Consider the following 26,196-nt stretch of genomic DNA (forward strand, 5'->3'; position numbering starts at 1 on the left):
GGCACCTCCAGGCCGACCGCCAGGGCTCCGGGCAACCGGAGCCCTTTTTCGCGCATATCAAAATACGCGGTTTGATCGTTATTCTGCATGCTGTTCAGTGTGTTAAGTCAAATTGAACACATTCTGACGCAAGCTGCGCTGTCAGCCTTGGGTCAATCGCATGCGGCTTCACCATTTGGACAAACGGCTTCGGCCACTCGCTACCCGTCGGGTGGCGGTTGCAGCCTTGCTTGTCGTTTTCGCGACCATGGCGATGATGGTGGCCTCGATCGTCATGACTGCGCTCGATCGTGTCGCAAGCTATGCCAATCATCTGGACGAGGAACGCTCGCGCGAGACGCTGGTCGGTGCCATCCAGACCTTCGAGCACCAGCTGGGCGCGACGCTTCTCGACTATACCGCCTGGGATGATGCAGCTGACAATGCCTATGTCCACAAGGACATGGCCTGGATGATCAGCAACTTCGGCGATATGACCTTCGACAGCGACCTCTTCGACGTGGCGATCGTTCTCGATGCCGCGGGCAATCCGATGATGGCCTATTCGGACGGCCAGCCTATCCAAGGAGGCGCGGAAGGTTATCTCACCCCGGCAATCATGAAGCTTTTCGACAAAGTCCGCTTTGGCCAGAGCGGTCGCGTGCCGCAGGCGCTCGGTTTCATTCGCACGCAGAAGGGCATCGGTTCTGCGGGCGTTGCGCTGATCCGGCCGAAATCCGGTTCGATCGACAGGCCAACCGCCGACTATGTCTATCTGGCATTCATTCGGCATCTCACGCCGCTGACCGTCGAGCGGATATCCGAGGCCTATGTGCTTCCCGGTCTGGTGTTGATGCCGCCATCCTCCGCCAAGACCGCCGTGACCATTTCTGCCCCGTCCGGGGAGAAGATTGCCTCTCTGGCCTGGACACCGCGTGCGCCAGGCGACCAGAGCCGCGAGCAGGTGGCGCCGTTGATCAAGGCGGCTCTTGTGATTGTGACGATCTACGCGCTGTTGCTCGTCATCATCGGCAATTCCGAGATGCGGCGGGTGCGCGCCGATGAGGCCAATGCGGTCAAGCTGGCCCAGACCGATCGCCTGAGCGGCCTTCTCAACCGGGCCGGCCTGACCCAACTTCTGGAGGATCGGGTCCGGCGCGGCCGTGACCTCAACGAGGATGTCGTCCTGCTCTATCTCGACCTTGACGGTTTCAAGGAGGTCAATGACGCCTATGGCCATGCCACCGGTGACCGGCTGATCCGCGCGGTCGCCGCCGGCCTTTCCGTCCTGGTTGGCGAAGGAGCTGGCCTGGCACGGATCGGCGGGGATGAGTTCGGGATCGTTCTGAATGGCCATGAGGCGAAGGAGCGTGCTTTCGCCCTCGCAAGCTCGATCCTTGCCTTTTTCGATGAGCCCATCCTGCTTGGCGAACGCACTGTCGTGGTCGGCTGTAGCATAGGCATCTGCGTTTCCGAGGGTGGTCGCGTGGAAGGTGGAGAACTGACGCGTCGCGCCGACATGGCCATGTATTCGTCGAAAGACGGCGGCCGTGGGCGCTGGACGGTCTATGACCCGCGGATGGACGAAGAGCGGGAAAGCCGCAATCAGATGGAGATCGATCTCCGCGAGGCGATCGGCCGCGGTGAGATTGACGTCGTCTACCAGCCGGTGGTCGATGCCAAAACCTTCACCCTTGTGAGTGTGGAGGCGCTGGCACGTTGGACGCGCCGAGGACACGGTCCCGTGTCCCCGGATCTCTTCATCCCGATCGCCGAGACGAGCGGCCTCATCGACCAACTCGGCCTTTGCGTTCTGCGCCAGGCTTTGCGCCAGCTTCGCGACTGGCCGGATCTGAAGCTTTCGGTCAATGTCTCGCCAGGGCAGTTTCGTGACCCTGCCTTTGTCGATCATGTCGCCACGACCTTCGAAGAGGCCCAAATCGAACCTGGCCGAGTCGTGCTCGAAATGACGGAGACCTATTTCATCCAGAGCCCCGACCGGGCGCGGCTGGCCATGGAGCGGCTGCGGTCGCTCGGCCTGCGCATTGCGCTGGATGATTTCGGCGCGGGTTTCTCCAGCGTCGGCTATCTCAGACAGTTCGGCTTCGACCGGATGAAGATCGATCGGTCGCTGGTCCAGTCGCTGGATCGCGGACACCGCGCGGTGGAGATGTTGCAGGCAACCGTCGCGCTCGCTCGCTCGCTCGGTATCCCGGTCACGGCCGAGGGGGTCGAGACGGAGCAGCAGGCGGTCATCCTGCGGATTGCCGGCTGCGACCAGTTGCAGGGTTATCTGTTCGGTCGTCCGCAGTCGCCGGAGCAGATCGCAGCCTTCATGCTACGTCCGATGGAATTGCGTGCCAAGGCGGCGGAGCTCGCTTTCGCCGCGAACCATGATGGCGGCCTCCAGGTTTGACAAGCCGGTTCGAGCCCTGATCGCCGAAATTTGGTATTAGCCGCCGATGTGCTTTACGCCACGCTTCCTGGCGAGCGCGATCTGCAACTGACGTTGCCGATACCGATCCCGGTCTGCTTCCGTGCGCTCGGGGTAGCAATGGCTGCAGGAAACGCCTTCCTCATAATGCGGATGCGTCAGTTCCTCGGCCGTGATCGGGTTGCGGCAGGCGTGGCAGAGCTTGTGGTTGCCTTCCTTCAGGCCATGGGTGACCGAGACGCGCTCGTCGAAGACGAAGCAGGCACCGTCCCAGAGGCTTTCCTCTTCCGGCACTTCCTCGAGATACTTCAGGATGCCGCCCTTGAGATGGTAGACCTCTTCGAAACCCTGCTGCTTCATGAAGGCGGTTGCCTTCTCGCAGCGGATGCCACCGGTGCAATACATGGCGATCTTCGGCTTGTTGTGCAGGCCGGGATTGTTTTTCACCCAGTCAGGGAATTCACGGAAGGTCTTCGTATTGGGGTCGACGGCGCCGCGGAAGATGCCGATCGCGGTCTCGTAGTCGTTGCGGGTATCGATGACGATGGTATCGGGGTCGGAGATCAGATCGTTCCAGTCTTTCGGATCGACATAGGTGCCGACGATCTCGTTGGGGTCTATGTCCTCGACGCCCATGGTGACGATTTCCTTCTTCAGCCGCACCTTCATGCGCAGGAAGGGCATCTTCGATGCACGGCTTTCCTTGTGCTCGAGGTTTGCGAATTCCGGCTGGCTGCCGATATAGGCGAGTACCTTGGCAATCGCAGCGTCGGTCCCGGCGATGGTGCCGTTTATACCTTCGTGGGCAAGCAGCAGCGTGCCTTTCACGCCTTCTGCCTTGCATAGGGTCTCAAGCGGCTGCTGGAAACTCTCGAAGCGCGGGAACTTGGCAAAGTGATAGAGGGCGGCGACGCAAAAGGCACCGCTTGTCTCGGGGCGAGGAGCTGCTGTGTGTTCTGTCATAGGCTGCGAAATACCGCCTCGGCCCCTGTGGCGCAACGGATTTCCTCTGCTCGGTGCAAGTTTGAAAATCGTCAAGTGGTGACGTGAGTTGTGATTTCCTGCTGTGCAGCACTGGACAGATCCGGAAGGTTTGGCTAGATCGATGTAACTTTATAACATTAAAGGTGATGCTAATGTTCAAGAATATTGTCACTGCCTCGTTTCTGGTCATGTTCGCCGGTGCTGCCCCGGTGCTGGCCACCGATGGGGTCGTTGATATCGTCGCACCCTTCGAGATTACCGGCCTCGATCCGGCCAAGTCGGGCGACATTTTCCTGCGCATGCGTATCGTGGAGACCCTGGTCGAGGCGGACAAGAACGGCAATCCACTGCCGTCGCTGGCAAAAAGCTGGTCGGTCAGCGAGGACGGACTGACCTGGCGTTTCGAGCTGCAGCCGGGCGTCAAGTTCCAGGACGGCACACTCTTGACGGCGGAAGCGGTTGCTTCCGCGCTGACCATTGCCAAGGGCAAGGCTGGATTGCTGAGCAAGGCGCCGATCACCGAGATCAGGGCGGACGGCGACGGCGTGGTCGTCGTATCGCTCTCGAAGCCCTTCGTTCCGCTCCTCGCCTTCCTTGCCGAAAATCGCGCCCAGATCCTGGCGCCGGCTGCTTATGACGGGGCCGAGGTCAAGGAGATCATCGGTACCGGTCCGTTCAAGCTCACCAAGCTTGAGGCGCCGCAGAGCCTCGCCGTCGAGCGTTTCGCCGACTATTGGGGCAAGAAGCCGGAGATCGAAAAGGCGACCTATCTCTCCGTGAGCCGCTCCGAAACACGCGCGCTGATGGCGGAGAGCGGTGACGCCGACTATGTCTTCAATCTGGACCCGGCGAGCCGAACGCGTCTCGCCAACAGCGACAAGGTGGTTCTGCAGTCGGTGTCGATCCCGCGCAGCGTGCTCTTGAAGGTCAATGCCGGTCATCCCTTCCTTGCGGACGTGAAGGCCCGCGAGGCGCTGAGCCTTGCCATCGACCGCGAGGGGCTGGCCGTTGCCATCCTCCGTTACCCGGCAGCCGCCACGCAGCTCTTCCCGCCGAGCCTGAAGATCTGGCACGATGCCGATCTGGCACCGCTCGGCTATGATCCTGAAAAGGCCAAGGCACGGCTTGCCGAGCTTGGCTGGGCTCCTGGTGCCGACGGGATTCTGCAGAAGGACGGCAAGCCGTTCGCGCTGACGCTGACCACCTATCCCGATCGCCCCGAGCTCCCGCTGATCGCCGCCGTCCTGCAGGACCAGCTGAAGGAAATCGGCGTGGCGCTGACGATCAACGCGACCAATTCCTCCGAGATCCCGGCCAAGCATCAAGACGGTTCGCTGGAGCTGGCGCTGATGGCGCGCAACTTTGCGCTGGTCCCGGACCCGATCGGCACGATGCTCTCCGACTACGGCCCAGGAGGCGGTGACTGGGGTGCGATGAACTGGACGAATGCCGGTTTCGAAAAGGCGCTGGACGATCTGACCCGTGTTGCGGACCCTGCTGAAGGCGAGGCGCTGCGCCATCAGGCCGTGGCGGCGATCCAGGCCGAACTGCCCGTCATCCCGATCGCCTGGTATCAGCAGACCGTCGCATTCTCGCCGAAACTGCAGGGTGCCTCCATCGACCCCTTCGAGCGGACCTTTGGTCTTGAAACCATGGGGTGGGCGAAATGACCAAGGCGATCCTGAACCGCCTCGTCCAGGCGGCTCTGGTAGCCTTCATGGTGGGTCTCATCTGCTTTGTGATGACAAGGTCGCTTCCGGGTGATCTTGCCTACCGGATTGCTGCCGGCCGCTATGGCTTCGATGTCGTGGATAGCGCGGCGGCCGCAAAGGTCGCCGCCGAACTCGACCTCAACAAGCCCGCCATCGTCGCTCTCATCGAGTGGATGGGCGACCTCCTGCGCTTTGATCTGGGGACCTCTCTGGTCACGGGAAAGCCGGTCATCGAAGAAATCGGCATGCAGCTCGGTCACACGATCGAACTGGCGCTGGCTGCGATTGTTTTGTCGCTCTTCATCGGGCCACCGCTCGGCATTCTCGCGGGCCTCAGGCCTGGCGGTGTGCTCGACCGGGTGCTGATGCTCGTCTCTACGGCGCTGCGCGCCTTGCCACAATTCGTCGTCGGTCTCGTCCTGATCATCGTCTTCGGTATCACGCTCAATGTCCTTCCAGCGGCGGGACATACGCATGGTACGCATCTCGTTCTGCCGGCTTTGACATTGGCGCTTGGCTTGGCTGCGGTCTCCAACCGGGTGGCGCGCGATGCCATGGTCGCCGTGTCACGCTCGCCCTACTATGCCTTCGGGCGAGCCAAGGGCCTCTCGGAGTGGCAGGTGTTTTCGCGGCACGGATTGCGCAATGTCGCGGTCCCGATCGTGACCTATCTCGGCGTGCAGTTCGTCTATCTCGTCGAGGGCGTCGTGGTCGTCGAGACGCTGTTTGCCTGGCCGGGCATCGGTCATGCGCTGGTGCATGCGATCTTCGGTCGCGATGTGCCGATGATCCAGGGTACGGCACTCGTCATGGGCCTGATGTTCGTCGGGCTCAATGCGCTGGTCGATCTCTTCTGCCATGGTATTGATCCGAGGAGGCGCAGCGCATGACCACGCTTGATTATGTGGCACCGCGCCCCGCGCGCTGGCCAATGCGGCGGCTCGTCGGTGTGGCGATCCTGGGCGGCTTGCTGGCCTTTGCCTTCCTGCCGCTCGTGATCGGCGGCGCCGATCCGCTGAAACAGACGCTGCGGCTGACCCTGCAGGGGCCAACTGCCGCGGACTGGTTCGGCTACGACCATCTCGGCCGCTCGATGCAGGCGCGCCTTGCTGCTGCACTCCGCCTTTCACTCGGGCTGGCATTGCTTTCGGTGTTCACAGCGATGATCCCCGGCGTGCTGCTTGGCGTGCTTGCCGCATGGCGCGGCGGTTTTGTCGATCGGGCTGTCGGTTCTGTGTCGGAGGCATTCCTCGCGCTGCCCGGACTGCTGCTTGTGTTGATGCTGACGGCGATTGTGCCTGACAATCCCGCCATGCTCTATATCGGCATTTCCCTGGTGCTGTGGGTCGAGTATTTCCGGCTGACGCGGGCCATGGCGCGGCCACTGTTGCTTTCGCCGGCGGTGGAAGCCTCGCGACTGCTCGGTTTCGGTCCCGCCTATATCCTGCGCCGACATCTCTGGCCGGAACTCGCGCCGATGCTGCTGACGGTTGCCGCCTATGGGGCGGCCTCGGCGATCATGGCGATTGCTGCCCTCGGCTTCGTCAGCGTCGGGGTTCGTCCGCCGACCCCGGAGCTCGGCGCGATGATGATCGAACTGCTCCCCTATTACCAGGAAGCGCCGCATGCGCTGCTGCAGCCGATTGCCGTGATCTTCCTGATGGTGCTGGCGCTGCAGCTGATCGGCGGAAAGGACAAGCCATGACCACTCTTCTTTCCGTCGACGCCGCCTCGGTTTCTGCGGCAAGCGGCAGGATCGTTTCGCCCGTCTCCTTTTCCCTCAGGGCAGGGCGGCCCTTCACCATCCTCGGTGAAACCGGTTCGGGCAAGAGCCTTCTGGCCCAGGCAATCATCGGCGTGTTGCCGGAGGGGCTGACGGCCACTGGTATGGTGACCATCGACGGGCAGGTCCTGTCGCTTGCCGAGCCGAAGCGTTTCCGGCCGCTCTGGGGGCGCAAGGTCGGGGTTCTGCCGCAGGAGCCGTGGCTGGCGCTCGATCCCACCATGGTGGCGGTCGAACAGGTGGCCGAGGGGCATCGTTATCTCGGACGTCTTGGCGAAGACGAGGCGATCTCTGCCGCCCGCACCGATCTCGAAGCGCTGGGCGTGCTCGATGCCGAGGCGAAGCTGCCGGGGCAGCTCTCCGGCGGCATGGCGCAGCGCGTCGCCTTTGCCGCCGCGCGCGCCGGTGGCGCCCGGATCATCATTGCCGACGAGCCGACCAAAGGCCTTGACGTCGCTCGCCGGGACGAGGTGATTGCGCTCCTGATGCAGGAGGTGGAGGCGGGCGGTACCGTATTGACCATCACCCATGATCTGGCACTGGCGCGGCAGATGGGCGGCGATCTCGCCGTTATGCTGGATGGCAGGATCGTCGAGACAGGGGAGGCGGCTGAAGTTCTGTCTTCGCCCTCGCATGAGTATACGCGTCGTCTGGTCGCAGCGGAGCAGGAGAACTGGGCTCACCGAGCTTCGGCAGTTGCCGAACATACTGACCCGATCCTGGTCGCGTCAGCTATCAGAAAGACCAGAGGCGGCAAGCTTCTGTTCTCAGGCCAGAACCTGTCGCTCCGGCCCGGCGAGATCGTCGGAATCACAGGACCCAGCGGCTCGGGCAAGAGTTCGCTGGGCGACGTGCTACTCGGCCTCCTGAAAGCCGATGCAGGTGAGGTGACCCGGCTGCCGCAGGTCAAGCCGGTCCGCTACCAGAAGCTCTACCAGGATCCACCGTCGGCCTTCCCGCAGAAGATCACGCTCGGCGAGGCGATTGCCGATCTGGTGCGGCTGCATCGGCTTGATGGAACGCGCGTCCAGCCCCTGATGGAGCGGTTGCGCCTCCCGCCGGTGCTGCTCACGCGCCTGCCGACGGAAGTCTCCGGTGGGGAACTGCAGCGTTTCGCGTTGCTGCGGGTGCTGCTGCTCGATCCCGTCTTCCTGTTCGCCGACGAGCCGACCTCGCGTCTCGACCTGATCACCCAGCAGGAAACGATCGATTTGCTGACGGAGCTGGCGCGGGAGCGCAATTGCGCGGTTCTGCTGGTCAGCCACGATGCGGTTCTGGTCGAGAAAACCTGCGACCGGCAGGTGAGGATCGGCAGCGCTTAGGCTGACGCCCGCAGCCAGAGCGTTTCGATGATGGCTGCCTCGTCCTTCGCGGCATCGGCGAAGACAGTCCCTGCCAGCGTCAGCGCGTCGCGGCGAAGCTCCATCTGCCGTCGGATGATAATTGCGAGCAGGAAGGACTGACCTTCCCCATCGCCGAACAGATCGGGTTCATGGTCAAGAAGGGCGGTGAGAACCGTCAGATCGTGTTCGTGTCCCAGGAGATCGACCAGCCTCTTGGCCATTTCGCGCTTGGCATGCAAGGCGCTCGGCCATAGGTCACCGACAAGCGAAAGGTTCATCCAGTAGGCCTGGGACGTCTTTCGCAGGTCGTGATAGGCCTCGCCGTGGCCTTCGCCCTTGCAGGTTTCCAGGGCCTCGTGTGCCCGTTCGAGGCCCTTGCGCCAGCCCCTTGCGATCAGCCTCGCAGCATGGCCTGGCCTGGACGGAAGCTTCAGCTCGTCGAGCGCCTCGGTGGCCGCGCGGCACGCATCGATGGCGGCGGTGACCTTTTCCTCGAGATCGCTCTCCGTAGCGGCAATCTCGTCCCGACGCAGTTCCAGCACCTTGCGGGTGGCGGCGAGTGTTTCACCTTCGTCGTCCGTGAGTACATGGTCGGACAGATGATCGACTGTTTCGATCAGTGCCGCGGCATCACGAATGCGGGACAGGCTGCGCGCGGTGTCACGCAGTCTGGCATTCTCGCGGCGATGGAAAGATTTGTCTCCGGTCGCCACCAATCGATAGAGGTTGCGCAGGCGTTTGAATTTCTTGCGGGCCGCATGGATGGCTGGATGCAGCCCTTCCGGCTTGTGCTTCAGGATGTCGATCGCCTTGTCGAGCTCGCCACGGGCCACCGATCGGACTTCGGTCAGCAGCGATCGATCGGGCCTAATGCGATATGGCATGCACGCGCTCCGGCCGACCGCGCTCCGTCGCAAGGGCCTGGTTGGAATAGCGCTTGTCGCCGGTCACCTCACGTCCGAGCCAGGCGGGCAGTTTTGGCTCGTCGGTCTCTGACTGCATCTCGACCTCGGCGATCACCAGGCCACGGTGCTGACCGGCAAAGACGTCGATCTCCCAGGTGAAGCCGGCGAAATCAACGGTGTAACGCGTCTTCTCGATCACGTGGCCCTTGGCGATCCCGATCATCTCCAGGGCGTCGTCGATCGGGATCTGGTACTCGAATTCGTCGCGCACCAGCAGACCGTTGCCGAACTTGATCGTCAATTGCGCTGTCTCATCGTTCCTGGTGCGGATGCGGACGGATCGGTCGGTTTCGGCGGCAATGTAAGCCTGGCGGATCCGGGTCTCGGAGGTGACATTGCTCTTCCAGGCATCGTCCCGCACAAGAAACTTGCGTTCGATTTCCTTCGCCATACGCTCACGCTCCAATAAATGACGCAGCAGAACCATAGCGGAGACGACCGTGTTAGGAAACGGGAAAGATTCCGTGCTAGCTGTCAGGCTCGACATCCTGGCCCGTGCGGGTTAGTGAAAGGCCGATCTAATCGTTTTAAAAAGAGGGTCCTGCCATGGGCGACAAAACCGAAAAGCTCCTCTCCACCCTGAAGCTGCAGCCGGTCGTGCCGGTTCTGATCGTCGAGGATGCCAAGACGGCCGTGCCGCTCGCGCGGGCGCTTGTGGCCGGTGGCCTCAAGGCGATCGAGATCACGCTGCGCACCGATGCCGCGCTCGAGGCGGTTCGCCTGGTCGCGCAGGAAGTGGAAGGTGCTGTCGTCGGCGCCGGCACCATCCTCAACGCCGCCCATTATGCTGCAGCCGTCGATGCCGGCTCGCAGTTCATCGTCAGTCCCGGCACGACGCAGGAACTGCTGGATGTTGCCCGCCAATCCGACATCCCGCTGCTGCCGGGTGCGGCCACTGCCTCGGAAGTCATGGCGCTGCGCGAAGAAGGCTACAAGGTGCTGAAGTTCTTCCCGGCCGAGCAGGCGGGTGGTGCCGCCTATCTCAAGGCGCTCTCGGCACCGCTTGCCGGCACGCTGTTCTGCCCGACCGGCGGCATCTCGCTCAAGAACGCCATGGACTACCTCTCGCTGCCCAACGTCGTCTGTGTCGGCGGGTCCTGGGTTGCGCCGAAGGAACTGGTTTCGGCCGGTGACTGGGCCGGTATCACCAAGCTCGCCTCCGAAGCGTCCGCCCTGAAGGGCTGACATCTGCGTCAGCGACGCCGCGGGTTCTTTGTAATGTCGCAGTCGCTTCCTATCTAGGAGGCGACAGACAACAAGGAGACCGCGATGTTCGACGCCAAGAAGCTGCTGGATCAATTCCTCGGATCGCAGATACCGGGTGGTTCCGGATCGATCGGCCAGAAGGGCAACGATCTGATGGGACTTGCCAAGAACAATCCCTGGAAGACGGGTGCCCTTGCCGCCGTGCTGCTCGGCACCAAGACCGGCCGCTCGCTGGGTGGCAATGCCCTGAAGCTCGGCGGTCTGGCCGTCATTGCTGGCCTCGGCTACCAGGCCTACAAGAATTATCAGGCGGGCCAGAAGCCTGAACCGACGCAGTCTCTTCCTGAGCTCCTGCCGCCGCCGAAGGATTCTCCCTTCAGCACGGAACCGCAGGCGGTCTCCAATGATTTCGCCCTGTCGCTGGTGCGTGCGATGATCGCCGCCGCCAAGGCCGACGGGCATATCGACGCCAGCGAGCGCTCTCGCATCATGGACAAGGTTCATCTCTCGGGTCTTGGCAGCGAGGCGGAAGCCTTCATCGAGGCCGAGCTTGCCAAGCCGATCGATCTCGATGCGCTGGTGGCCTCGGCCAGGACCGAAGAGCAGAAGGTCGAGATCTACACAGCCTCGCGGCTGACGATCGAGCCGGACACGCGCACCGAGCGGGGCTATCTCGACATGCTGGCCGGCCGCCTCGGTCTTCCGGATGCCCTGGTCGACCATATCGAGGCAACCGTTGCGGCCGCCAAGGTCAGTCTGTGATTCCAAGCTGCGGCATCGCGACCGGTTCTGAGTCGGTGCCGATGGTTGCCTTTGCCTGATCTCTGGCCTAAGCCTCGGACGTTCGATCGGCCCGAGGCTTTATCATGCGTGACCTGTCCACCTTCAAGGGATGTCCGGCTCCCCAGCCCGTCAGGCTGGAGGGCCGTTTCGTCGTGATCGAGCCCTATGATCGCTCCGTCCATCTCAAGGAGCTCTGGGATGGCCTTGGCGGTTTGGAGATCAATCCGCTGCTCACCTATTTCACCCAACCCGACTTCAAGGGCATTGAGGATTTCGATGCCTGGCTTGCCGCCGTGCAGAAGGGGGGATGGGTCACCGAGGTGATTAGGGACAAGGCGACCGGACGCGTCGTGGGCATGGCGAACTACATGCGGCCCGACCCGGCCAACGGCGTGGTGGAGGTCGGGGGCGTGGCGCATGGGCCCGCCATGGGCCGTTCGCCGCTTTCGACCGAGGCCCATTATCTGCTGGCCCGGCACGTGTTCGACGATCTCGGCTATCGCCGCTACGAATGGAAATGCCATAACGAGAACGAGCCGAGCAAGGTGACGGCACAGCGTTACGGCTTCAGCTTCGAGGGCGTGTTCCGCCAGCACATGCTGTCGAAGGGCAAGAATCGCGATACCGCCTGGTTCTCGATGATCGACAGCGAGTGGCCCCTGATCCGCGCTGCCTTCGAAGCCTGGCTCGCGCCCGAAAACTTTGACGAGACCGGTCGCCAACGGCGCCGGCTGGAAGACTTGCGGGCAGAACTCGCATCCAGAGAGACATGACAGGAAAACAAACCGTGAAGCCGAACATCTTCAGCATCATTCTCTATGTCGGCACGGCCGTGGTCGCGGCGGTTCTCGCCTATGCGAGCTTCAAGAGCGCGACCGTCGCCTGGTCTGTCGGGATTTGCGTGGCGATCGGTGTGGTGGTCTATGGGTTCAGCCTGTTGCCGGAGCCGAAGAAAGTGGCGCGCAAGGAGGGTGGCCCTGTGTCTCCGCGCTCACCCGCGGCGCAGGCCGCCGCCGTGGTTGCCGTGATTTTCGGCCTGATGCTGGTCGTGCCGACGGTGGTGCTGTGGCTTGGGCGCTGGTCGCCGGAACTCGGGGCTCTGGTCGGCGCAGTCGCTTTGATGGCGATGTTTCTGATCCTGTGGCTGCGCTCTCGCTACCAGCGCAGCCGTGGTGACGATCAGGGTTGATCCGCATCAACCCTTCAGCGCGGCTGCGAGAAGCAGTGCGCCGAGCAGGATCAGGAGTAAAGCGGCGCCGACTTCGATCGAGCTGGCGAGGAGACCGGCGCGGCGGGAGCCTGGCCCGGACAGTCTGAGCGCAAGACCCTTCGCGCCAACGGCAAGGCTGGCGAGGACGGAGACCGTGATGGCCGTTCCGAGCGCCATGGCGAAGACCGACAATATCCCGCCGAGAAGCAACCCGTTCAGCAGCGAAAAGGTCATGACCAGTAGAGCGCCGGAACAGGGTCGCATGCCGACCGCTATCACGGCAGACCAGGCGTCGCGCAGGCTGAATGTGCTGCCGCCGACGAGGCTCGGATCGGGCAGATGGGCGATTCCGCATTTGTGGCAGACCGATCCTGGCGCAAGCGCGTCGTGATCATGGTCGACGGCGAGCGCCCGGAAGCGCGAGCCGGTCGGTTCCCGCTGCAAGGTAGTCTCCGAGGGGCCGGCAAACAGCGAGGCCGTGACGCTGCCTGCGGAGGAAGTCTCGGCGCTCTCGAACAGGCCACCCGTCGCTGCCGCGGCTGGAGCGCCTCGCGCCAGAGATGCTTTCAGCTTGCGCACCAGCAGCCAGAGGCCGAAAGCGACGATCATGGCATAGCTGGCGATTTCCAATGTTCGCGTCGCGTCCGTCATGCTGATCGACGTGCCGCGCAACACGACATACGCCGTGCCCACGACCACAATTGCGACTAGGCCCTGCACGAAAGCGGAGACGAAGGAAATCAGAATGCCACGACGCAACTCGATTTCGTTGGCCAGCAGGTAGGAGGATATGACCGCTTTGCCGTGGCCGGGACCCGCGGCGTGGAAGACGCCATAGGCAAATGAAAGACCGACGAGTGTGACGAGGCTCCAAGGGTCCTCGCGCATTGCCTTGAGCGCCATCGTCAGGGAGCGGTAGAAGGCCTGCTGGTGGTCGTTGATCCAGATCAGGAGGTCGGCGAAGGGGCCGCTGGCCGGCTGATAGCTCGGTTCAGCAGTGCCGATCCCCAGAGGCGAAGCCGCATGGGCAAGGCCGGCAATCAGCACAAACATCAGAGACAGAGCTGCAATCCGGCGAGCTTGTGCTGAACAGGCCGGCCTCAGCATGTGACCTCCATGCGCGTGGCAAACAGCTTGCCCATGTCATTGCCCGTGGGGTCGCTGAAGAAGGCCTCTGTCAGGTTGAGCTGGTTCTGCGAGATCACCTCATCGGGATCGGGTCTCACGACCTTTTGCGAACAGGCCGCGAAGGCCTTGCCCTCCACGACCATGTCCTCGTCGCGGGCGAAATCGATGGCGGTGTAGAGGGTCGGGTCGTAGACACCGAAGGTCATGCGGCCACCGACCGCGACGGGAGTCTTGGGTTTGGCCACAAAGAAGACGAGGAGTTGGTTGTCCTTGAAGTCGACGTTGAAGACGTCGGGCCTTGCGATCTCGCTCGTGGCACCATCCTTGGTAATGAAGGTGAAATAGCCGTAGTCACCCAGCGAATCGCGGATGGTGTTGGCGATTTCGTTGAGCTCCGCGTGGTCGAGCTTCAGGTCCGTATTCTTGTCGAAGTCCATGAGGACGCTGGAGGAGAAGATGTCGTCGAAACGCCAGACATTGCGCAGTTCCTTCAGCATGCCGTCATCGCCCGCGACGATTTCCACGCGTGCTTCGGCAAAGATGTGCGGATGTGAGAGCGCAGGCGTCGCTGACGCAACGACCGCTGCGGCCGCCCAGTAACCGAGGCGTTTCAGCATGCTTGGACAACCCTTCCCGATTTCCCGCTTCGGTCCTTCCCTGTCCGATGATTGGGACAAAAGTGGGACCCGCCATCTCATCTGGCCGTCACGAATAGCGTTTGAACCATGCGTGAAGATAGTCGACGAAGGCGCGGACCTTGGCCGGCAGGTAGCGGCGATGCGGATAGACGGCATAGATGCCACGATCCTTGGCAATGAAGTCATCGAACAGTGATACCAGTTCCCCCGATGCGAGATAGGGGCGGGCGATGAAGTCGGGGATCATGGAGACCCCCATGCCGGCACGGGCCGCACGCAGGGTCGCCTGAGGGCTATTGACCTCAATCGGCCCGGAAACGCTGACGGAGATCATGTCGCCACCCGGCTCCTGAAACCGGAGGCTGTTGTGCGAGCGTGAATTGGTGTCAATCAGGAAAGGAACCCGCGACAGTTCGCTCGGGTGGTTGAGGGGGCCGTTTTCGGCAAGGAAACCCGGCGTTGCGCAGGCATAGAGACGGAAGTCGGAGAGCTTGCGGGCAATCATACCCGAATCGTCGAGCTTGGTGATGCGGATGCCGAGATCGAAGCCTTCCTCGATCAGATCGACGAATCGGTCTTCCGCGACAATCTCGAGTGACAATTGCGGGTTCTCTCTTGCGAAATCGATGAGCGACTGGCCGATATCGGCATCGATAAAGGTGCGGGGAACCGTCACCTTGAGTTTGCCCTTGAGGTCGGCATTGTTTTCGCGCACGAGGTCGGCAAGATTGTCGATCTCCTTCAGGATGTCGGCTGCGGTGCGGTAATAGGTGTGCCCGGCTTCCGTCAGCGAGAATTGCCGGGTTGTGCGATTGAGCAACAGGGCACCGAGTTCGTCTTCCAACTCCCGGACATATTTGGACAAAAGCGCCTTGGAGCGGCCGGTCTTGCGGGCGGCGGCAGAGAAGCCCTCGGCTTCCACCACGTCGATGAAAGCCCTGATGCGCGTCAGCGTGTCCATTGTCGTCCTGTTCTCCCGCGAAGTTGCTGGATTGTGAACAAAGCAACCGCTTCGTTCAATAGCTGCTGCAGAAACCGCGAAAAAACTTCGCCTGCGCCTCAAAAATTCTCTTGATTATGACGAACACTTTTCTTATCTCCGTGCTTGCCCAAAGTCGCACGTGCCTGTGGGTGTCCGCCGACCCTCGAACTGGGATTTGTCCCTAAGGTGAGGTCATCGGTAAGGTACCTGGAACTAACCCCTCCAGTCGCTATTCCGGCCAACCGGGAAATGCGAGGACATCTTGAAGCAACGACGGTGCGGGCCTTTCTGGTTCTCTGCCGGCTTTCCATCAGCCGGGGTACTGAAGAGGCACACCATCATTGCCGGAAGTGCGGTAGGGTCTCCCTCCAATCCATGGCAGACAAAGCGGATTTATGCGCTCAGGCAAGAGTGCGTTCATCCATCGTTTCGCGCGTCGAGCGTTCGTACGGTACCAGTGTCTCCACCGACTGGTTTCTTGCGATGTCTCGCCGTCCTTTGTCCATCCGAAGTCTCCGGCTTCGGAACCCTTGGCCTATGGAAGGTTGACCGATGACCACTGCACGTATCCTCGACTTCATCAACACCCGACGTCCGGAAGGTCCCTGCCTTGTGGTCGACCTCGACGTCGTGCGCGACAATTTCGGTGCCTTCCGTCATGCCCTGCCGGACAGCGCCATCTACTACGCAGTCAAGGCGAACCCGGCGCCGGAGATCCTCCAGCTCCTGGCATCGCTCGGCTCGAACTTCGACTGCGCTTCCGTTGCCGAAATCCAGATGGCGCTCGATGCCGGAGCCGATGCCTCGCGCATCTCGTTTGGCAACACGATCAAGAAGGAACGCGACATTGCTCGTGCGTTTGCACTCGGCGTGAACCTCTATGCCGTCGACAGCCATGAGGAAGTCGAGAAGATTTCCCGTGCTGCCCCTGGCTCCCGCGTGTTCTGCCGCGTGCTGACCGATGGCGAAGGTGCAGAATGGCCGCTTTCCCGCAAGTTCGGCTGCGTGCCGCAGATGGCCGTCGATGTTCTCGTCTACGCGCATCAGCTCGGCCTGGAGAGCTTCGGCGTCTCGTTCCATGTCGGTTCGCAGATGACCAAGGTCGATGCCTGGGACAGCGCTCTTGCCGATGCGAAGCGTGTGTTCAACTCGCTGGCCAAGCAGGGCATCGTTCTGAAGATGGTCAACATGGGTGGCGGTTTCCCGACCAAGTACCTGCGCGACATCCCGTCGGCAGAAGCTTACGGTCAGGCGATCAACGCGTCGCTGAAGAAGCATTTCGGCAACAACATCCCGCAGACCATCATCGAGCCGGGCCGCGGCATGGTCGGCAATGCCGGCGTGATCAAGGCGGAAGTCGTGCTGATCTCGAAGAAGTCGGACAATGACGAGCACCGCTGGGTGTTCCTCGACATCGGCAAGTTCGGCGGTCTCGCCGAAACCATGGACGAAGCGATCCGTTATCCGATCCGCACCGCCCATGACGCCGATGAAATGGCTCCGTGCGTGCTGGCTGGTCCGACCTGCGATTCGGCCGACGTGCTCTATGAGAAGAACATGTATCCGCTGCCGATCTCGCTTTCGATCGGCGACGAGGTTCTGATCGAAGGCACCGGTGCCTACACCACCACCTATTCGGCGGTGGCGTTCAATGGCTTCGAGCCGCTGAAGTCCTACGTCATCTGACGTCTCCCGCGCCGGCCAACCGGCGCGGACCTTCACAATCATCGTCATCGCTTGGGATGGGAGGCCAGAATGGCCGCTGTTCTGACCAGCATGCGCGCGCTTTTCGCGCCGGCGCCTGCATTTGTCATCGATCATGAAACGCCGGCCGACGTGGTTGCCCGCGAGGCGCTGCTCGACCGCGCGATGGGCACGGATCGCCGCAAGAAGTCATCCGAGAAGATCCGCAGCGGACGCATTCCAGCGGAAGGTCTGGCTTTCGTCGCGCGCGATGCCGCGGGGCACGTGATCGGCACCGTGCGTCTGTGGAACATCGAAGCCGGCGTCAGCCGAGAGGGCGTGGCGGTCGAAGCCTTGTTGCTCGGGCCGCTTGCTGTCGATGCCGCCCATGAGGGCAAGGGCATCGGCGCTGCGCTGATGCGGGCAGCACTTCTCGAAGCGCGCAAGCGCGGCCACGGCGCCGTGTTGCTGGTCGGCGATGCTCCCTATTACGAGCGTTTCGGCTTTTTCGCAGCAAAGACCCAGCATTTGGTGATGCCGGGTCCGTTTGCCCGTGACCGCTTCCTGGCGTTTGAACTCGTGCCCGGCTGGCTCGAAGGGGCCGCCGGGATGGTGGTTGCGTCGGGTCGCAAGCTCGGTGGCTTCGCCCGGAGATACGCCGCCTGACCATTGCTGTCCAGGATCAGCAGGTTCGCCGGAGTGTGCCAAGGCGTGCTCCGGCGCCATCGGTCTACGTGCGTTCAGAAGCGTTGCTCGTGGCCTTGGGCGAGCGTGAGCGGCGCGTCTCGATGCGGACGTTCACGCGCGGTTTTCTCGTCCGATCGGACCCTGACGTTTAAAAGCTTACTTGCTTCTGGCGGCGGAGTATCAGCGCAAGCCTCACCTTCCGTCGCTGTGTCCACAAGGGTCACCGAGATCGGCGTGCCCGGTCTCTGGTCCTCGTCTTCTTCCCGTGTGTCGGCGCGATGTCCGGGCGATGCTCCCGGCCACCGGCGCTTGCTTGTCACACCTCTCCAAGCAGTCCGTTCTGCCTGAACCTCCACAATGCTGAGCCGGGCGTGCCGGTGCTCACGGGATCACTACCTGCAAAGATTGGACTGGTGGCGGTTGGTCACATCTTTTAGCTGAAAAACACTACCGATTTCATTTTGATCAAGGAGAAGATTGATGGGTGCAATTCGTGGTGTCGTGCTGGTTGCAGCATTCACTGCAGCAAATATCGTTCATGCCGCCGATGCGGTCATGGCGCCGGCGGAGCCGCCACCGGAGGCAATCGAGGTTTCCACCTGGTCCTGGGCTGGCGGATATGCCGGTGTGCAGGGTGGTTATGGCTGGGGTGACACCAAATTGAGTCGTAGTGGGACCTCCGGCAAAGTTGATTTCGACGGCGGACGTTTTGGCGGGTTTGTCGGTTACAACTGGGCTCTTGGCTCGGCTTTTATCCTGGGTGCGGAAGCCGATCTTGCCTATGACTGGAACGAATTTACCCGCGGGACCGAGTCTTTGAAAACGACGGTTCAAGGCGGCCTGCGGGCGCGGGCCGGCTATGCTGCCGATCGCGCCCTCATCTATGCCGCCGGTGGCTGGACCGCCACACAGCTTTCCTACAAAGACACGGGTGTTTCCATCGACGATACGCTCAACGGGTGGACCATCGGTGCCGGTGTCGATTACGCACTGAGCGATCGGATGTTCGCTCGGGGTGAATACCGCTACAACGACTATGGCAGTAAGACGATCGACGGAACCGCAGTCGATTTCAACCAGCATGTCGTGCAGGTGGGGCTCGGCGTCCGCTTCTGAGCCACACAAACCCGCTACCTCTCGCCCGGCCGTTCAGCGTGCCGGGGTTCTTTGTTTTCATCCATTAGCCGTCCTCAAGCGTCCGGGCTTCACGCGTTCTCTCAGAGAACTGACACAGTCCTGACACACCTATCCCTTTTTTCCGCCACCTCGCGGAACTATCTAGGCCCTCAATGCTTCTTGGTGCGGGGGACCGGGGCGAAAAAGGATTGCACCGGCAGGAACAAAGATGCCAGATCGGTTTAGATGGTTATGTTGTATAATAATCACATACATTAACCAGAAATGGCATTATACGCGGACTTGTAACACAGGAGTTAAACACATGATCAAAAGCATCCTTCTCGGATCTGCCGCCGTCTTGGCGATTTCGACCTCTGCCTTCGCGGCTGACGCCATCATGGAAGCGCCAGCAGAGCCGCCGATGGTTGTCGAGACCGCGCCGCAGTTCTCCTGGTCGGGCGGCTATGCCGGTATCCTGACAGGGTACGGCTGGGGTGACGCTGATGTTACCGGAGCCGGCAGCCCGAACTTCGACGGCGCACGCTTCGGTGGCTTCGTCGGTTACAACTGGGATCTGGGCAACCAGCTCGTCGTTGGTCTCGAAGGCGACCTGAACTATGATTGGAACAAGGAAGGCGTCGCTGGCGTCGGCGACTTCAAGACCGGTCTCAACTGGTCGACCCGCGCCCGTATCGGCTATGCCATGGACCGCGCTCTGCTGTTCGCAGCTGGCGGTTACACCGGCACCAACCTGGAAGGCCCTGGTGGCGACGACACGCTGCACGGCTGGACCGTAGGCGGTGGTGTTGACTACGCTCTGACCGACCGCATGTTTACCCGCCTCGAATATCGTTACAACGATTTCGGTGACGGCAGCGTCGGCGCTCGCAACGTCGATCTCAACCAGCACACGGTCAATGTTGGCCTCGCGGTCAAGTTCTGATCTGACCATCGGTCAAAACGAAGCGCCCGACCCTCAGCGAGGGCCGGGCGCTTTTTCGTTGGCGTCACCTAGCAATTCACGCGGCCTGGTCGATGATCTCCTTGCGCCGGCCATCGCGGACGCCCGAACGGCGATTGAGCTGGAAGCGGTTCACCAGTGCGGTCAGCTCAACTGCGCCTTCTGCCAGTGTATGGCTGATGGCCGTCGTCTCTTCGACCATGGCAGCGTTCTGCTGCGTCATCTGATCAATGCTGTTGATCGCGGCGCTGATCTCCTGCAGACCGATCGCCTGTTCGCGGGCTGCGGTGGCAATGGCATCAACATTGGTGTCGATACGCGTGACAAAACTGCCGATCTGGTCCAGCGCGCTGCCGGTCTCGCCAACGAGCTGCACGCCCGAGGAGACTTCGATGCTCGATTTCTGGACCAGTCCCTTGATGTCGCGGGCGGCAACGGCCGAACGCTGGGCTAGTTCGCGAACCTCCTGAGCGACTACGGCAAAACCCTTGCCCGCTTCGCCGGCACGAGCGGCTTCGACACCTGCATTGAGCGCCAGAAGATTGGTCTGGAAGGCGATCTCGTCGATTACGCCGATGATCTGGCCAATTTCCGACGAGGCCGACTCGATGCGTTCCATTGCCGACACCGCAGCCTTTACAACCTCCCCGGAGGCGACGGCGCAACTCTTGGCGTCCCGCACCAGCTCGCGGGTTTCCTGGGTGCGCTCTGCCGAGGTGCGCACCGTTGCGGTGACCTGTTCCAGTGCCGCCGAGGTTTCTTCGAGCGCAGCGGCCTGCTGCTCGGTGCGAGAGGCGAGGTTGCCGGAGGCTTCGCGCATTTCCTGGCTGTTTTCGAGCAGCCTGCGCGTTTCCGCGAGAACCTTTTCCAAGGTCGCCTGGAAGGTGGCAATGGAATGATTGAAGTCATTGCGCAGCGGTTCGAAGCGCGGATCAAAGGCATCGTCCAGCGTCATGCGGATGTTGCATTCGGCCAGACGATGGAGTCCGGCTCCAAGCGCCTCGATGACGAACCGGAGTGCTTCCGCCTCGATCATCCTGTCCTTGTCGCGCAAGGCTCTCTCATGATCGACCTCGGCGCGGGCGGCTTCCGTTTCGGCCTGTAGTCGCTGGTTCTCGAGCCCCGCCTGGCGGAAGATCTCCACGGCTTCCGCTATATGGCCGATCTCGTCCCTGCGCTTCGAATGCGGAACAGTTGCGGAGAAGTCGCCCGTTGCCATGTGGGTCATGAAGTCGGTGATTTCGCCGAGAGGTTTCAGCGCACGGCGATGGATGAAGTAGACGCTGCCGAGCGCTGTCGCGATGAGCAGCAGACCGAGGGCCAGCATGAGCGCTTCCCTGCTCGCCGAGTCGGACGCCGCAAACGACTCGCGCCCTACCAGATATTCGCTTGCCATGGTCACCAGTTGGTTCACCGAGGTTTCATGGTCGTGAAACTCGACCTTCAGCTTGGCAAGGGCCGGCGTGATAGCGCTGGCATCGCCGGCCAGAAGAACAGGTTTCACCTCGTTTTGAAGGGTGCTCCAGTAGCGGTCGCCCTTGGCGATAACCTCGTCATAAAGCTTCGAGCGCAGATTTTCGGGCAGGGTTGACGATTTCCAGTATTCCCGCCGTTCATCGTATAGCTTCTTCAGGACGTCGAAGCGGGGGATGTTTGCCGCGGCAGTATCCGGATGAACGAAGGCTTCGTTGGCGAGTGCATAGGATTCGATGAGATAGAGCGGCGGTGGCAGGATGTCGGCGATCAGGTCCTTGCCGTCGACAATCTGCTTGTAGATCGGTCCGTTGACCTTGAGCGTCTGCAGCGTCTGGGCGGCAACGCCTGCGACAGCCACAATACCGGCGGCCAATGCGAGGCCCGCTGCGGTTATGACGATTTTGAGGTTGAGGTTCATGTGAAGTCCGTTCGCAAGGCCATCCGCCCGGCAGGCGCGTGACACCGCGCCGCGGCAGATGCCGTGGTTGGAGAAATGTCGAAAATCGCTACAGAGGAATCAATCCCAGTCCGACGAGACGCGGCTGTTCTGTCTCTCGCTCGTCCTCCCCGAAATTAGGGAGGCAATCACTACCGCATAGTTAAAGTGAGCAATTGATGAAGAAGATAATGCAAAAATTTACACTATTTATCTTAAAACGCGATAAACAGGTATCTGTGCACGCAACTAAGCCGATTTAAGCTTGCGTCTTGTCAATCAGCCGGTGATGTCGACGACGCCGCAGTCTCCTGCCTCGGAGCCGAAGGCGAGCAGTTTTCCGGTCGAGCTCCAGGCAAGCGAGGTGATCGCTCCCCGGCCGGGACGGCGCAAAAGCGCCTCCTTGCCGTCGGCAATCCGTACCGCCAGGATCATGCCGTCGATGAAGCCGATGGCGAGCACTTCCTCGGCCGGATGGAACGCGACCTGGGTGACGAGAATGTTCGACCGCGTGCCCAGTTCCAGCGGTGCCTTGCCCATGGGGCCGTCCTTGCCGGAGAAGGGCCAGACGATCGCCGCCGGAGCGCCTGATGAGGCAAGCCACTTGCCCTTGGGCGACCAGGACAGCGATTTCACCTTGGCCGGATAGCCCGTCATGCGCATATGGCGGGTTTCCGACGCCTTGCCATCGAGCTTCCAGCCATGCAGTGCACTTTCCTGCATCGTGGTCACCACGAAGCGGCCGTCCGGCGAGAACGTAACACCCGTATGGGCTCCCTTCCAGTCGAGGTCGACGGGCGCGCCAGATGTGCCGACCCAATGCAGGGTTACGCCGTTATAGCGGGCAACGGCGATCCGCAGACCTTTGGGCGCGAAGTCAACCGCTTCAACCGTGCGCTCCTCGGCAAATTCCCTGGTCGTGCCATCGGCCAGACGCACGAAGGTTGACTTCGCATAGGCATAGGCCACGGCTCCCTGCGGTCCAGGGGCAACGACCGTGATCCACTTGCGTGGAACATGAGCCAGTTCGGTGATCGTGCCGTCATGGGCGATGCGTAGAACGCGGCCGTCTTCGCCGCCGGTCAGAAGTGTCTGGTTCGCCGTATCCTTGACGCATGTCAGCAGGCCAGCATTGGCTTCGGTGACCTTCTCTCCGCCATCCAGCCGATGGATCGCACCGCTTGCGGCAGCGAAAACCGGAATGTCCCCGAGAAAATGGGTCGAGACAACGTGACCTTCGATATCGAGCGGGGCGACGGTGGGCATTGGTGCAGGCTTTCTTTCAGGCAGACTTCAGAAGAAGAGGGCGCCGAAGCGCCCCCGATCAGGCGGTGGCTTCGCAGGCCTTGAAGCTGGCTTCCAGCTTCTCGCGATCTAGCTCGCGGCCGATGAAGACGAGACGGCTCTCGCGCTTCTCGCTGTCCTTCCAGGGACGCTGATGATCGCCTTCCACGATCATGTGCACGCCCTGAACCACGTAACGCTCCTCGTCGCCCTTGAATGCAATGATACCCTTGAGGCGCAGGATGTTGGGGCCTTGCGTCTGGGTGACCTTCTGGATCCACGGGAAAAACCGGTCCGGGTTCATCTCGCCGCCGCGCAGGGAAACGGATGTGACGGTCACGTCGTGGATCGGCGAGGGGCCGTGGTCGTGGTCGTGGTGGTGGTCGTGCGCGTGGCCATGTGCGTGATCATGGTCATGATCGTGGTGATGGTGGCCGTGGTGATGATGATCGTGGTCGCAATCCGGACCGCAGACATGGTCGGGGTCATCATGGTCGAGGAAATGCGGATCGTTTTCCAGCGCACGCTCCAGATTGAAGGCGCCCTGATCCAGAACCTTGGCCAGATCGACACCGGAACGGGTGGTCGAGTAGATGCGAGCCGAGGGATTGATCGCGCGGACGATGTCTTCGATGCGGTGCAGTTCGTCATGGCTGACCAGGTCGGTCTTGTTGATGACAACGACATCGGCGAAGGCGATCTGGTCCTCGGCCTCGCGGCTGTCCTTAAGGCGGAGCGGCAGATGCTTGGCGTCGACAAGGGCTACGACCGCGTCGAGTTCGGTCTTCGAGCGCACGTCGTCATCCATGAAGAAGGTCTGCGCAACCGGCACGGGGTCGGCAAGGCCGGTGGTTTCGACGATGATGCCGTCGAAGCGGCCGGGGCGCCGCATCAGGCCTTCCACCACGCGGATCAGGTCGCCGCGAACCGTGCAGCAGACGCAACCGTTGTTCATTTCGTAGATTTCTTCATCCGACTCGACGATCAGGTCGTTGTCGATGCCGATCTCGCCGAATTCGTTGACAATGACGGCGTATTTCTTGCCGTGGTTCTCGGAGAGAATGCGGTTCAAGAGCGTCGTCTTGCCGGCGCCGAGATAGCCAGTGAGCACGGTGACGGGTGTCGGTTTCGCGGATGCTTCGGTCATGAAAGCCTCTGATGTCAGGGGGCGCCGGGCGGTGCGGCTGTAATGTTGTTACCCCATATAGGGGTTCCTGCGCGTCAGTTCAAAGGCTTTCGTGCGGGTCAGTCACGGGCCAGTGCCGAGCGGATATCTGTGCGCGTGAAGTCGTCTCCGACAAAGAGTAGCGGGCAGTCAAACTCCTCGGCCGTGGCGTAGGAAAAGCAGTCGCCGAAATTGAGGGCGGCGGAGTGGAAGCCTTTGCCGAAGCGTTGGTAGGCTGCAGCGGCGCGTTCTGCGCGTGCGGCTGTCAAAGGGATGATCTCGGTGTTTGATGCTGTCATGAGCATCTTCATTTCCGCGAGCCGCTGATTGCGTGCAGCGACTATATGGGCTTCTGTCACTGTGGCAGCAGACATCAGCAGGCGTTGTGATCCATCAGAGAGAATGGCCTCGCACGCATCGACTGCCGTCTCCCGCTTGAGGACCGCCATCAGCGCCGAGGTGTCGACCACTATCACTTGGGCAGGCCGTCATCGTCATACAAGAAGTCTTGGCTTCTAGCTGCCGTTTCGTCCGGGTAAGGGTCGGGCATCTGTGCGGCGCGTTCTCGTATCTCCTTGAAAATTTGCCGTCTTTCCTCAAGCGAGAGAGTTGGCCGTATCTCGACTGGCTCTGCCGGTCGCAAGGCGACGGCATCCTGCCCATCGCGGGTAATGATCACGGGCTCTCCGCGTTCGGCTCGCTCCACGAGTTCTTCGAACCTTTCGCCTGCTTGCTCCATGGAAACGCGCATGCTTTCTCCTCGCGATTTCTGTCGATCAATATGCGCCTTCTCTGAAGAGCCTTCAAGCTCTCGTCATTGTTGCAGCATCGAAGCTATGCACGTCTTCGATCAATTCGAGCAGGCCGTTGACGGCATGTTTGAGCAAGGCTTCACCCCTCTGCGCCGTTGCCGCCGCCGCATTGCCGGCGACGCCGTCAGGATTGAGATCCGACATCTTCCAGCCGAAAGCATGGGGGCCATAGGCGCGCAGGTGCCGGAAGCGCTGCGCGAATTCAGACTGGCGGGAGGGGAAGGCCTTCGCCTTCGACATGTCGACCTTTTCCGGTGCCAGCGCCAGCATGACCGATGTCTCGATGTCGCCACCATGGATGTCGATCGCCTTTGCTTCCGGCGAGATCCAGCCGTCCGGTTGGCCGAAGCGCGTCCAGCTGGTGGCTACAACCAGCATGTCGAAACGGACACGCGCCTCCGTGGCGACAATGGTCAGCAGGGGAGAGTTGCCGCCGTGGGCATTGAGCAGCACGAGCTTGCGGATGCCTTGTCTCTGCAGGTCTCCGGCGATGCCGAGCCAGCGGGCAACTGCTTCGTCATGAGCCAGTGTCCGGGTACCCGGCACGTCCATATGCTCGATGGAGTAGCCGATGGACTCGACGGGCAGAATGGTGACCGGCAAATGCAACGGCAGCATGTTTGACAGGCGCCTTGCGATGCCGTCCGCGATGATCGTGTCGGTCTCGAAGGGCAGATGGGGGCCATGCTGTTCGTGGGCGCCGAGCGGCAGCACTGCGATCCAGTCCGCACGTTCTGCCGGGGCGAGTGTATGATCGTTATCCTTGAACCAAGGAGCGGGTTTCGCCATCTGGTCTAACCTTCTGATCTTCGTTATGCATGGCAACCGTCGCAGCGGGATGAAGCGGCTGCCGCAGCGGATGTCGACCGGGGGAAAGTCATGGCGAAAAAGGACAAGGCCGACAAGGACCGCGGCGAAAAGAAGAAGGGCAAGAAGAAGGAGCCGCCGGCCTTCGGCGTGCTCAGCGCCACCGTCACCCAGGTCGCCCGTTCCCTTCGGACCCGCCTTTCGCATGGGCTTTCCGAGAGTGGACTCTATCCGGGTCAGGATGGCGTCGTGCAGCTTCTGGCGCAGGAGGACGGGCAGACGCCAGGGGCCCTCGCGCACCAGCTTGGCGTCAAGGCGCCGACCATGACGCGCACGATCGGGCGCATGGAGGCTCAGGGCTTCGTCCAGCGCCGCACCGATGATCGCGACGGCCGGCTCACCAAGGTCTACCTCACCGATGAGGGGCGCGGCAGCGTCACCCGGATTGCCGAGGCCATGGTCGCCTGCGAGAGCCAGGCCGTGAAAGGGCTCTCGGCCAAAGAACTGAAAACCCTGGTCAAGTTGCTTGCCGTCATCGACGACAATCTCTCGGGCCAGACTTCCGGCCATGCCACCGAGCTCGCCGATGACGACGATTGAAATCGCGAATTAAATTGTT

Annotated in this window: 26 protein-coding genes; 14 read left to right on the forward strand and 12 right to left on the reverse strand. The window is 61.7% G+C overall.

Features of this window, described 5'->3' with window-relative positions:
* The first annotated feature begins 160 nt into the window (after positions 1–160).
* The gene (locus tag H6M51_RS04880; RefSeq protein ID WP_185808760.1) at positions 161–2,395 is read left to right on the forward strand and encodes a bifunctional diguanylate cyclase/phosphodiesterase; all 2,235 of its coding nucleotides are present in this window, start codon (positions 161–163) and stop codon (positions 2,393–2,395) included.
* Positions 2,396–2,431: 36 nt separating this feature from the next.
* On the opposite strand, the gene H6M51_RS04885 is transcribed toward H6M51_RS04880, so the two are convergent.
* The gene (locus tag H6M51_RS04885) at positions 2,432–3,376 is read right to left on the reverse strand and encodes a rhodanese-related sulfurtransferase (protein WP_185808761.1); all 945 of its coding nucleotides are present in this window, start codon (positions 3,374–3,376) and stop codon (positions 2,432–2,434) included.
* Between the two features lie 173 nt (positions 3,377–3,549).
* Between H6M51_RS04885 and H6M51_RS04890 the strand changes: the two genes are divergently transcribed.
* Genes H6M51_RS04890 through H6M51_RS04905 form a run of 4 tightly spaced genes read left to right on the forward strand, consistent with a single transcriptional unit; the run spans position 3,550 to position 8,214 of the window.
* The gene (locus tag H6M51_RS04890; RefSeq protein WP_210314704.1) at positions 3,550–5,067 is read left to right on the forward strand and encodes an ABC transporter substrate-binding protein; all 1,518 of its coding nucleotides are present in this window, start codon (positions 3,550–3,552) and stop codon (positions 5,065–5,067) included.
* Positions 5,064–5,999 (forward strand): ABC transporter permease, encoded by a 936-nt coding sequence (locus H6M51_RS04895; RefSeq protein WP_185808763.1) that lies wholly within the window; start codon positions 5,064–5,066, stop codon positions 5,997–5,999. Before H6M51_RS04890 ends, H6M51_RS04895 begins: the two co-directional genes overlap by 4 nt.
* A complete protein-coding gene (locus H6M51_RS04900) occupies positions 5,996–6,814 on the forward strand; it encodes an ABC transporter permease (RefSeq protein ID WP_210314705.1) in 819 nt (272 codons plus the stop codon). The genes H6M51_RS04895 and H6M51_RS04900 overlap by 4 nt, the downstream gene beginning before the upstream one ends.
* Positions 6,811–8,214, forward strand: coding sequence for an ABC transporter ATP-binding protein (locus tag H6M51_RS04905; RefSeq protein ID WP_185808764.1), 1,404 nt, complete (start codon positions 6,811–6,813; stop codon positions 8,212–8,214). Before H6M51_RS04900 ends, H6M51_RS04905 begins: the two co-directional genes overlap by 4 nt.
* On the opposite strand, the gene H6M51_RS04910 is transcribed toward H6M51_RS04905, so the two are convergent.
* Positions 8,211–9,119: a CHAD domain-containing protein gene (locus H6M51_RS04910; protein ID WP_185808765.1), complete on the reverse strand. Its 909-nt coding sequence runs from the start codon at positions 9,117–9,119 to the stop codon at positions 8,211–8,213. The two genes, H6M51_RS04905 and H6M51_RS04910, sit on opposite strands and share 4 nt — an antisense overlap.
* On the reverse strand, positions 9,103–9,591 hold the full coding sequence (locus H6M51_RS04915; RefSeq protein WP_185808766.1) for a CYTH domain-containing protein: 489 nt from the start codon (positions 9,589–9,591) through the stop codon (positions 9,103–9,105). The genes H6M51_RS04910 and H6M51_RS04915 overlap by 17 nt, the downstream gene beginning before the upstream one ends.
* 155 nt (positions 9,592–9,746) lie before the next feature.
* On the opposite strand from H6M51_RS04915, the gene H6M51_RS04920 reads away from it, so the two are divergent.
* The 4 genes from H6M51_RS04920 to H6M51_RS24580 all read left to right on the forward strand — a co-directional run bounded on the left by H6M51_RS04920 (position 9,747) and on the right by H6M51_RS24580 (position 12,378).
* Positions 9,747–10,385 carry a 2-dehydro-3-deoxy-phosphogluconate aldolase gene (locus H6M51_RS04920; RefSeq protein ID WP_185808767.1) on the forward strand — a complete coding sequence of 213 codons (639 nt, stop codon included), beginning with the start codon at positions 9,747–9,749 and terminating at the stop codon, positions 10,383–10,385.
* An 84-nt stretch (positions 10,386–10,469) separates the two neighbouring features.
* Positions 10,470–11,168, forward strand: coding sequence for a tellurite resistance TerB family protein (locus H6M51_RS04925; protein ID WP_185808768.1), 699 nt, complete (start codon positions 10,470–10,472; stop codon positions 11,166–11,168).
* Between the two features lie 104 nt (positions 11,169–11,272).
* Positions 11,273–11,962, forward strand: a complete 690-nt coding sequence (locus H6M51_RS04930) for a GNAT family N-acetyltransferase (protein WP_185808769.1) — start codon at positions 11,273–11,275, stop codon at positions 11,960–11,962.
* 14 nt (positions 11,963–11,976) lie between these two features.
* Positions 11,977–12,378 (forward strand): hypothetical protein, encoded by a 402-nt coding sequence (locus tag H6M51_RS24580; protein ID WP_246780421.1) that lies wholly within the window; start codon positions 11,977–11,979, stop codon positions 12,376–12,378.
* Positions 12,379–12,384: 6 nt separating this feature from the next.
* On the opposite strand, the gene H6M51_RS04940 is transcribed toward H6M51_RS24580, so the two are convergent.
* From H6M51_RS04940 to H6M51_RS04950, 3 genes are all read right to left on the reverse strand, one after another.
* Positions 12,385–13,506, reverse strand: coding sequence for a nickel/cobalt transporter (locus H6M51_RS04940; RefSeq protein WP_185808770.1), 1,122 nt, complete (start codon positions 13,504–13,506; stop codon positions 12,385–12,387).
* A complete protein-coding gene (locus H6M51_RS04945) occupies positions 13,500–14,144 on the reverse strand; it encodes a DUF1007 family protein (RefSeq protein WP_185808771.1) in 645 nt (214 codons plus the stop codon). Before H6M51_RS04945 ends, H6M51_RS04940 begins: the two co-directional genes overlap by 7 nt.
* 88 nt (positions 14,145–14,232) lie before the next feature.
* Positions 14,233–15,126: a LysR family transcriptional regulator gene (locus tag H6M51_RS04950; RefSeq protein ID WP_185808772.1), complete on the reverse strand. Its 894-nt coding sequence runs from the start codon at positions 15,124–15,126 to the stop codon at positions 14,233–14,235.
* Between the two features lie 573 nt (positions 15,127–15,699).
* On the opposite strand from H6M51_RS04950, the gene odc2 reads away from it, so the two are divergent.
* The 4 genes from odc2 to H6M51_RS04970 all read left to right on the forward strand — a co-directional run bounded on the left by odc2 (position 15,700) and on the right by H6M51_RS04970 (position 19,579).
* Positions 15,700–16,833 carry an ornithine/lysine decarboxylase gene (odc2, locus tag H6M51_RS04955; RefSeq protein ID WP_185808773.1) on the forward strand — a complete coding sequence of 378 codons (1,134 nt, stop codon included), beginning with the start codon at positions 15,700–15,702 and terminating at the stop codon, positions 16,831–16,833.
* Positions 16,834–16,902: 69 nt separating this feature from the next.
* Positions 16,903–17,496 carry a GNAT family N-acetyltransferase gene (locus H6M51_RS04960; protein ID WP_185808774.1) on the forward strand — a complete coding sequence of 198 codons (594 nt, stop codon included), beginning with the start codon at positions 16,903–16,905 and terminating at the stop codon, positions 17,494–17,496.
* Positions 17,497–17,997: 501 nt separating this feature from the next.
* On the forward strand, positions 17,998–18,633 hold the full coding sequence (locus H6M51_RS04965; protein ID WP_185808775.1) for an outer membrane protein: 636 nt from the start codon (positions 17,998–18,000) through the stop codon (positions 18,631–18,633).
* A gap of 325 nt (positions 18,634–18,958) precedes the next feature.
* Positions 18,959–19,579, forward strand: a complete 621-nt coding sequence (locus tag H6M51_RS04970; protein ID WP_185808776.1) for an outer membrane protein — start codon at positions 18,959–18,961, stop codon at positions 19,577–19,579.
* A 76-nt stretch (positions 19,580–19,655) separates the two neighbouring features.
* Here the strand turns inward: H6M51_RS04970 and H6M51_RS04975 are convergent, their stop codons facing one another.
* The 6 genes from H6M51_RS04975 to H6M51_RS05000 all read right to left on the reverse strand — a co-directional run bounded on the left by H6M51_RS04975 (position 19,656) and on the right by H6M51_RS05000 (position 25,559).
* Positions 19,656–21,491 (reverse strand): HAMP domain-containing methyl-accepting chemotaxis protein, encoded by a 1,836-nt coding sequence (locus H6M51_RS04975; RefSeq protein WP_185808777.1) that lies wholly within the window; start codon positions 21,489–21,491, stop codon positions 19,656–19,658.
* Between the two features lie 297 nt (positions 21,492–21,788).
* Positions 21,789–22,775: a WD40 repeat domain-containing protein gene (locus H6M51_RS04980; RefSeq protein WP_185808778.1), complete on the reverse strand. Its 987-nt coding sequence runs from the start codon at positions 22,773–22,775 to the stop codon at positions 21,789–21,791.
* 58 nt (positions 22,776–22,833) lie between these two features.
* On the reverse strand, positions 22,834–23,940 hold the full coding sequence (locus H6M51_RS04985) for a GTP-binding protein (RefSeq protein WP_185808779.1): 1,107 nt from the start codon (positions 23,938–23,940) through the stop codon (positions 22,834–22,836).
* 98 nt (positions 23,941–24,038) lie between these two features.
* A complete protein-coding gene (locus tag H6M51_RS04990) occupies positions 24,039–24,428 on the reverse strand; it encodes a type II toxin-antitoxin system VapC family toxin (protein ID WP_348644396.1) in 390 nt (129 codons plus the stop codon).
* Between the two features lie 2 nt (positions 24,429–24,430).
* Positions 24,431–24,709, reverse strand: a complete 279-nt coding sequence (locus tag H6M51_RS04995; protein WP_185808781.1) for a type II toxin-antitoxin system Phd/YefM family antitoxin — start codon at positions 24,707–24,709, stop codon at positions 24,431–24,433.
* A gap of 52 nt (positions 24,710–24,761) precedes the next feature.
* Positions 24,762–25,559, reverse strand: a complete 798-nt coding sequence (locus tag H6M51_RS05000; protein ID WP_185808782.1) for a creatininase family protein — start codon at positions 25,557–25,559, stop codon at positions 24,762–24,764.
* A gap of 90 nt (positions 25,560–25,649) precedes the next feature.
* Here H6M51_RS05000 and H6M51_RS05005 point away from each other — a divergent pair, with 90 nt between their 5' ends.
* A complete protein-coding gene (locus H6M51_RS05005) occupies positions 25,650–26,177 on the forward strand; it encodes a MarR family winged helix-turn-helix transcriptional regulator (RefSeq protein ID WP_185808783.1) in 528 nt (175 codons plus the stop codon).
* Positions 26,178–26,196: the final 19 nt, after the last annotated feature.

The sequence above is a fragment of the Rhizobium sp. AQ_MP genome, from assembly GCF_014237835.1.
Lineage (GTDB): Bacteria > Pseudomonadota > Alphaproteobacteria > Rhizobiales > Rhizobiaceae > Allorhizobium.

Coding starts and splice junctions, on each gene's coding strand:
- H6M51_RS04880 (WP_185808760.1), top strand. CDS start 161: ATGCGGCTTCACCATTTGGACAAACGGCTTCGGCCACTCGCTACCCGT.
- H6M51_RS04885 (WP_185808761.1), bottom strand. CDS start 3,376: ATGACAGAACACACAGCAGCTCCTCGCCCCGAGACAAGCGGTGCCTTT.
- H6M51_RS04890 (WP_210314704.1), top strand. CDS start 3,550: ATGTTCAAGAATATTGTCACTGCCTCGTTTCTGGTCATGTTCGCCGGT.
- H6M51_RS04895 (WP_185808763.1), top strand. CDS start 5,064: ATGACCAAGGCGATCCTGAACCGCCTCGTCCAGGCGGCTCTGGTAGCC.
- H6M51_RS04900 (WP_210314705.1), top strand. CDS start 5,996: ATGACCACGCTTGATTATGTGGCACCGCGCCCCGCGCGCTGGCCAATG.
- H6M51_RS04905 (WP_185808764.1), top strand. CDS start 6,811: ATGACCACTCTTCTTTCCGTCGACGCCGCCTCGGTTTCTGCGGCAAGC.
- H6M51_RS04910 (WP_185808765.1), bottom strand. CDS start 9,119: ATGCCATATCGCATTAGGCCCGATCGATCGCTGCTGACCGAAGTCCGA.
- H6M51_RS04915 (WP_185808766.1), bottom strand. CDS start 9,591: ATGGCGAAGGAAATCGAACGCAAGTTTCTTGTGCGGGACGATGCCTGG.
- H6M51_RS04920 (WP_185808767.1), top strand. CDS start 9,747: ATGGGCGACAAAACCGAAAAGCTCCTCTCCACCCTGAAGCTGCAGCCG.
- H6M51_RS04925 (WP_185808768.1), top strand. CDS start 10,470: ATGTTCGACGCCAAGAAGCTGCTGGATCAATTCCTCGGATCGCAGATA.
- H6M51_RS04930 (WP_185808769.1), top strand. CDS start 11,273: ATGCGTGACCTGTCCACCTTCAAGGGATGTCCGGCTCCCCAGCCCGTC.
- H6M51_RS04940 (WP_185808770.1), bottom strand. CDS start 13,506: ATGCTGAGGCCGGCCTGTTCAGCACAAGCTCGCCGGATTGCAGCTCTG.
- H6M51_RS04945 (WP_185808771.1), bottom strand. CDS start 14,144: ATGCTGAAACGCCTCGGTTACTGGGCGGCCGCAGCGGTCGTTGCGTCA.
- H6M51_RS04950 (WP_185808772.1), bottom strand. CDS start 15,126: ATGGACACGCTGACGCGCATCAGGGCTTTCATCGACGTGGTGGAAGCC.
- odc2 (WP_185808773.1), top strand. CDS start 15,700: ATGACCACTGCACGTATCCTCGACTTCATCAACACCCGACGTCCGGAA.
- H6M51_RS04960 (WP_185808774.1), top strand. CDS start 16,903: ATGGCCGCTGTTCTGACCAGCATGCGCGCGCTTTTCGCGCCGGCGCCT.
- H6M51_RS04965 (WP_185808775.1), top strand. CDS start 17,998: ATGGGTGCAATTCGTGGTGTCGTGCTGGTTGCAGCATTCACTGCAGCA.
- H6M51_RS04970 (WP_185808776.1), top strand. CDS start 18,959: ATGATCAAAAGCATCCTTCTCGGATCTGCCGCCGTCTTGGCGATTTCG.
- H6M51_RS04975 (WP_185808777.1), bottom strand. CDS start 21,491: ATGAACCTCAACCTCAAAATCGTCATAACCGCAGCGGGCCTCGCATTG.
- H6M51_RS04980 (WP_185808778.1), bottom strand. CDS start 22,775: ATGCCCACCGTCGCCCCGCTCGATATCGAAGGTCACGTTGTCTCGACC.
- H6M51_RS04985 (WP_185808779.1), bottom strand. CDS start 23,940: ATGACCGAAGCATCCGCGAAACCGACACCCGTCACCGTGCTCACTGGC.
- H6M51_RS04995 (WP_185808781.1), bottom strand. CDS start 24,709: ATGCGCGTTTCCATGGAGCAAGCAGGCGAAAGGTTCGAAGAACTCGTG.
- H6M51_RS05000 (WP_185808782.1), bottom strand. CDS start 25,559: ATGGCGAAACCCGCTCCTTGGTTCAAGGATAACGATCATACACTCGCC.
- H6M51_RS05005 (WP_185808783.1), top strand. CDS start 25,650: ATGGCGAAAAAGGACAAGGCCGACAAGGACCGCGGCGAAAAGAAGAAG.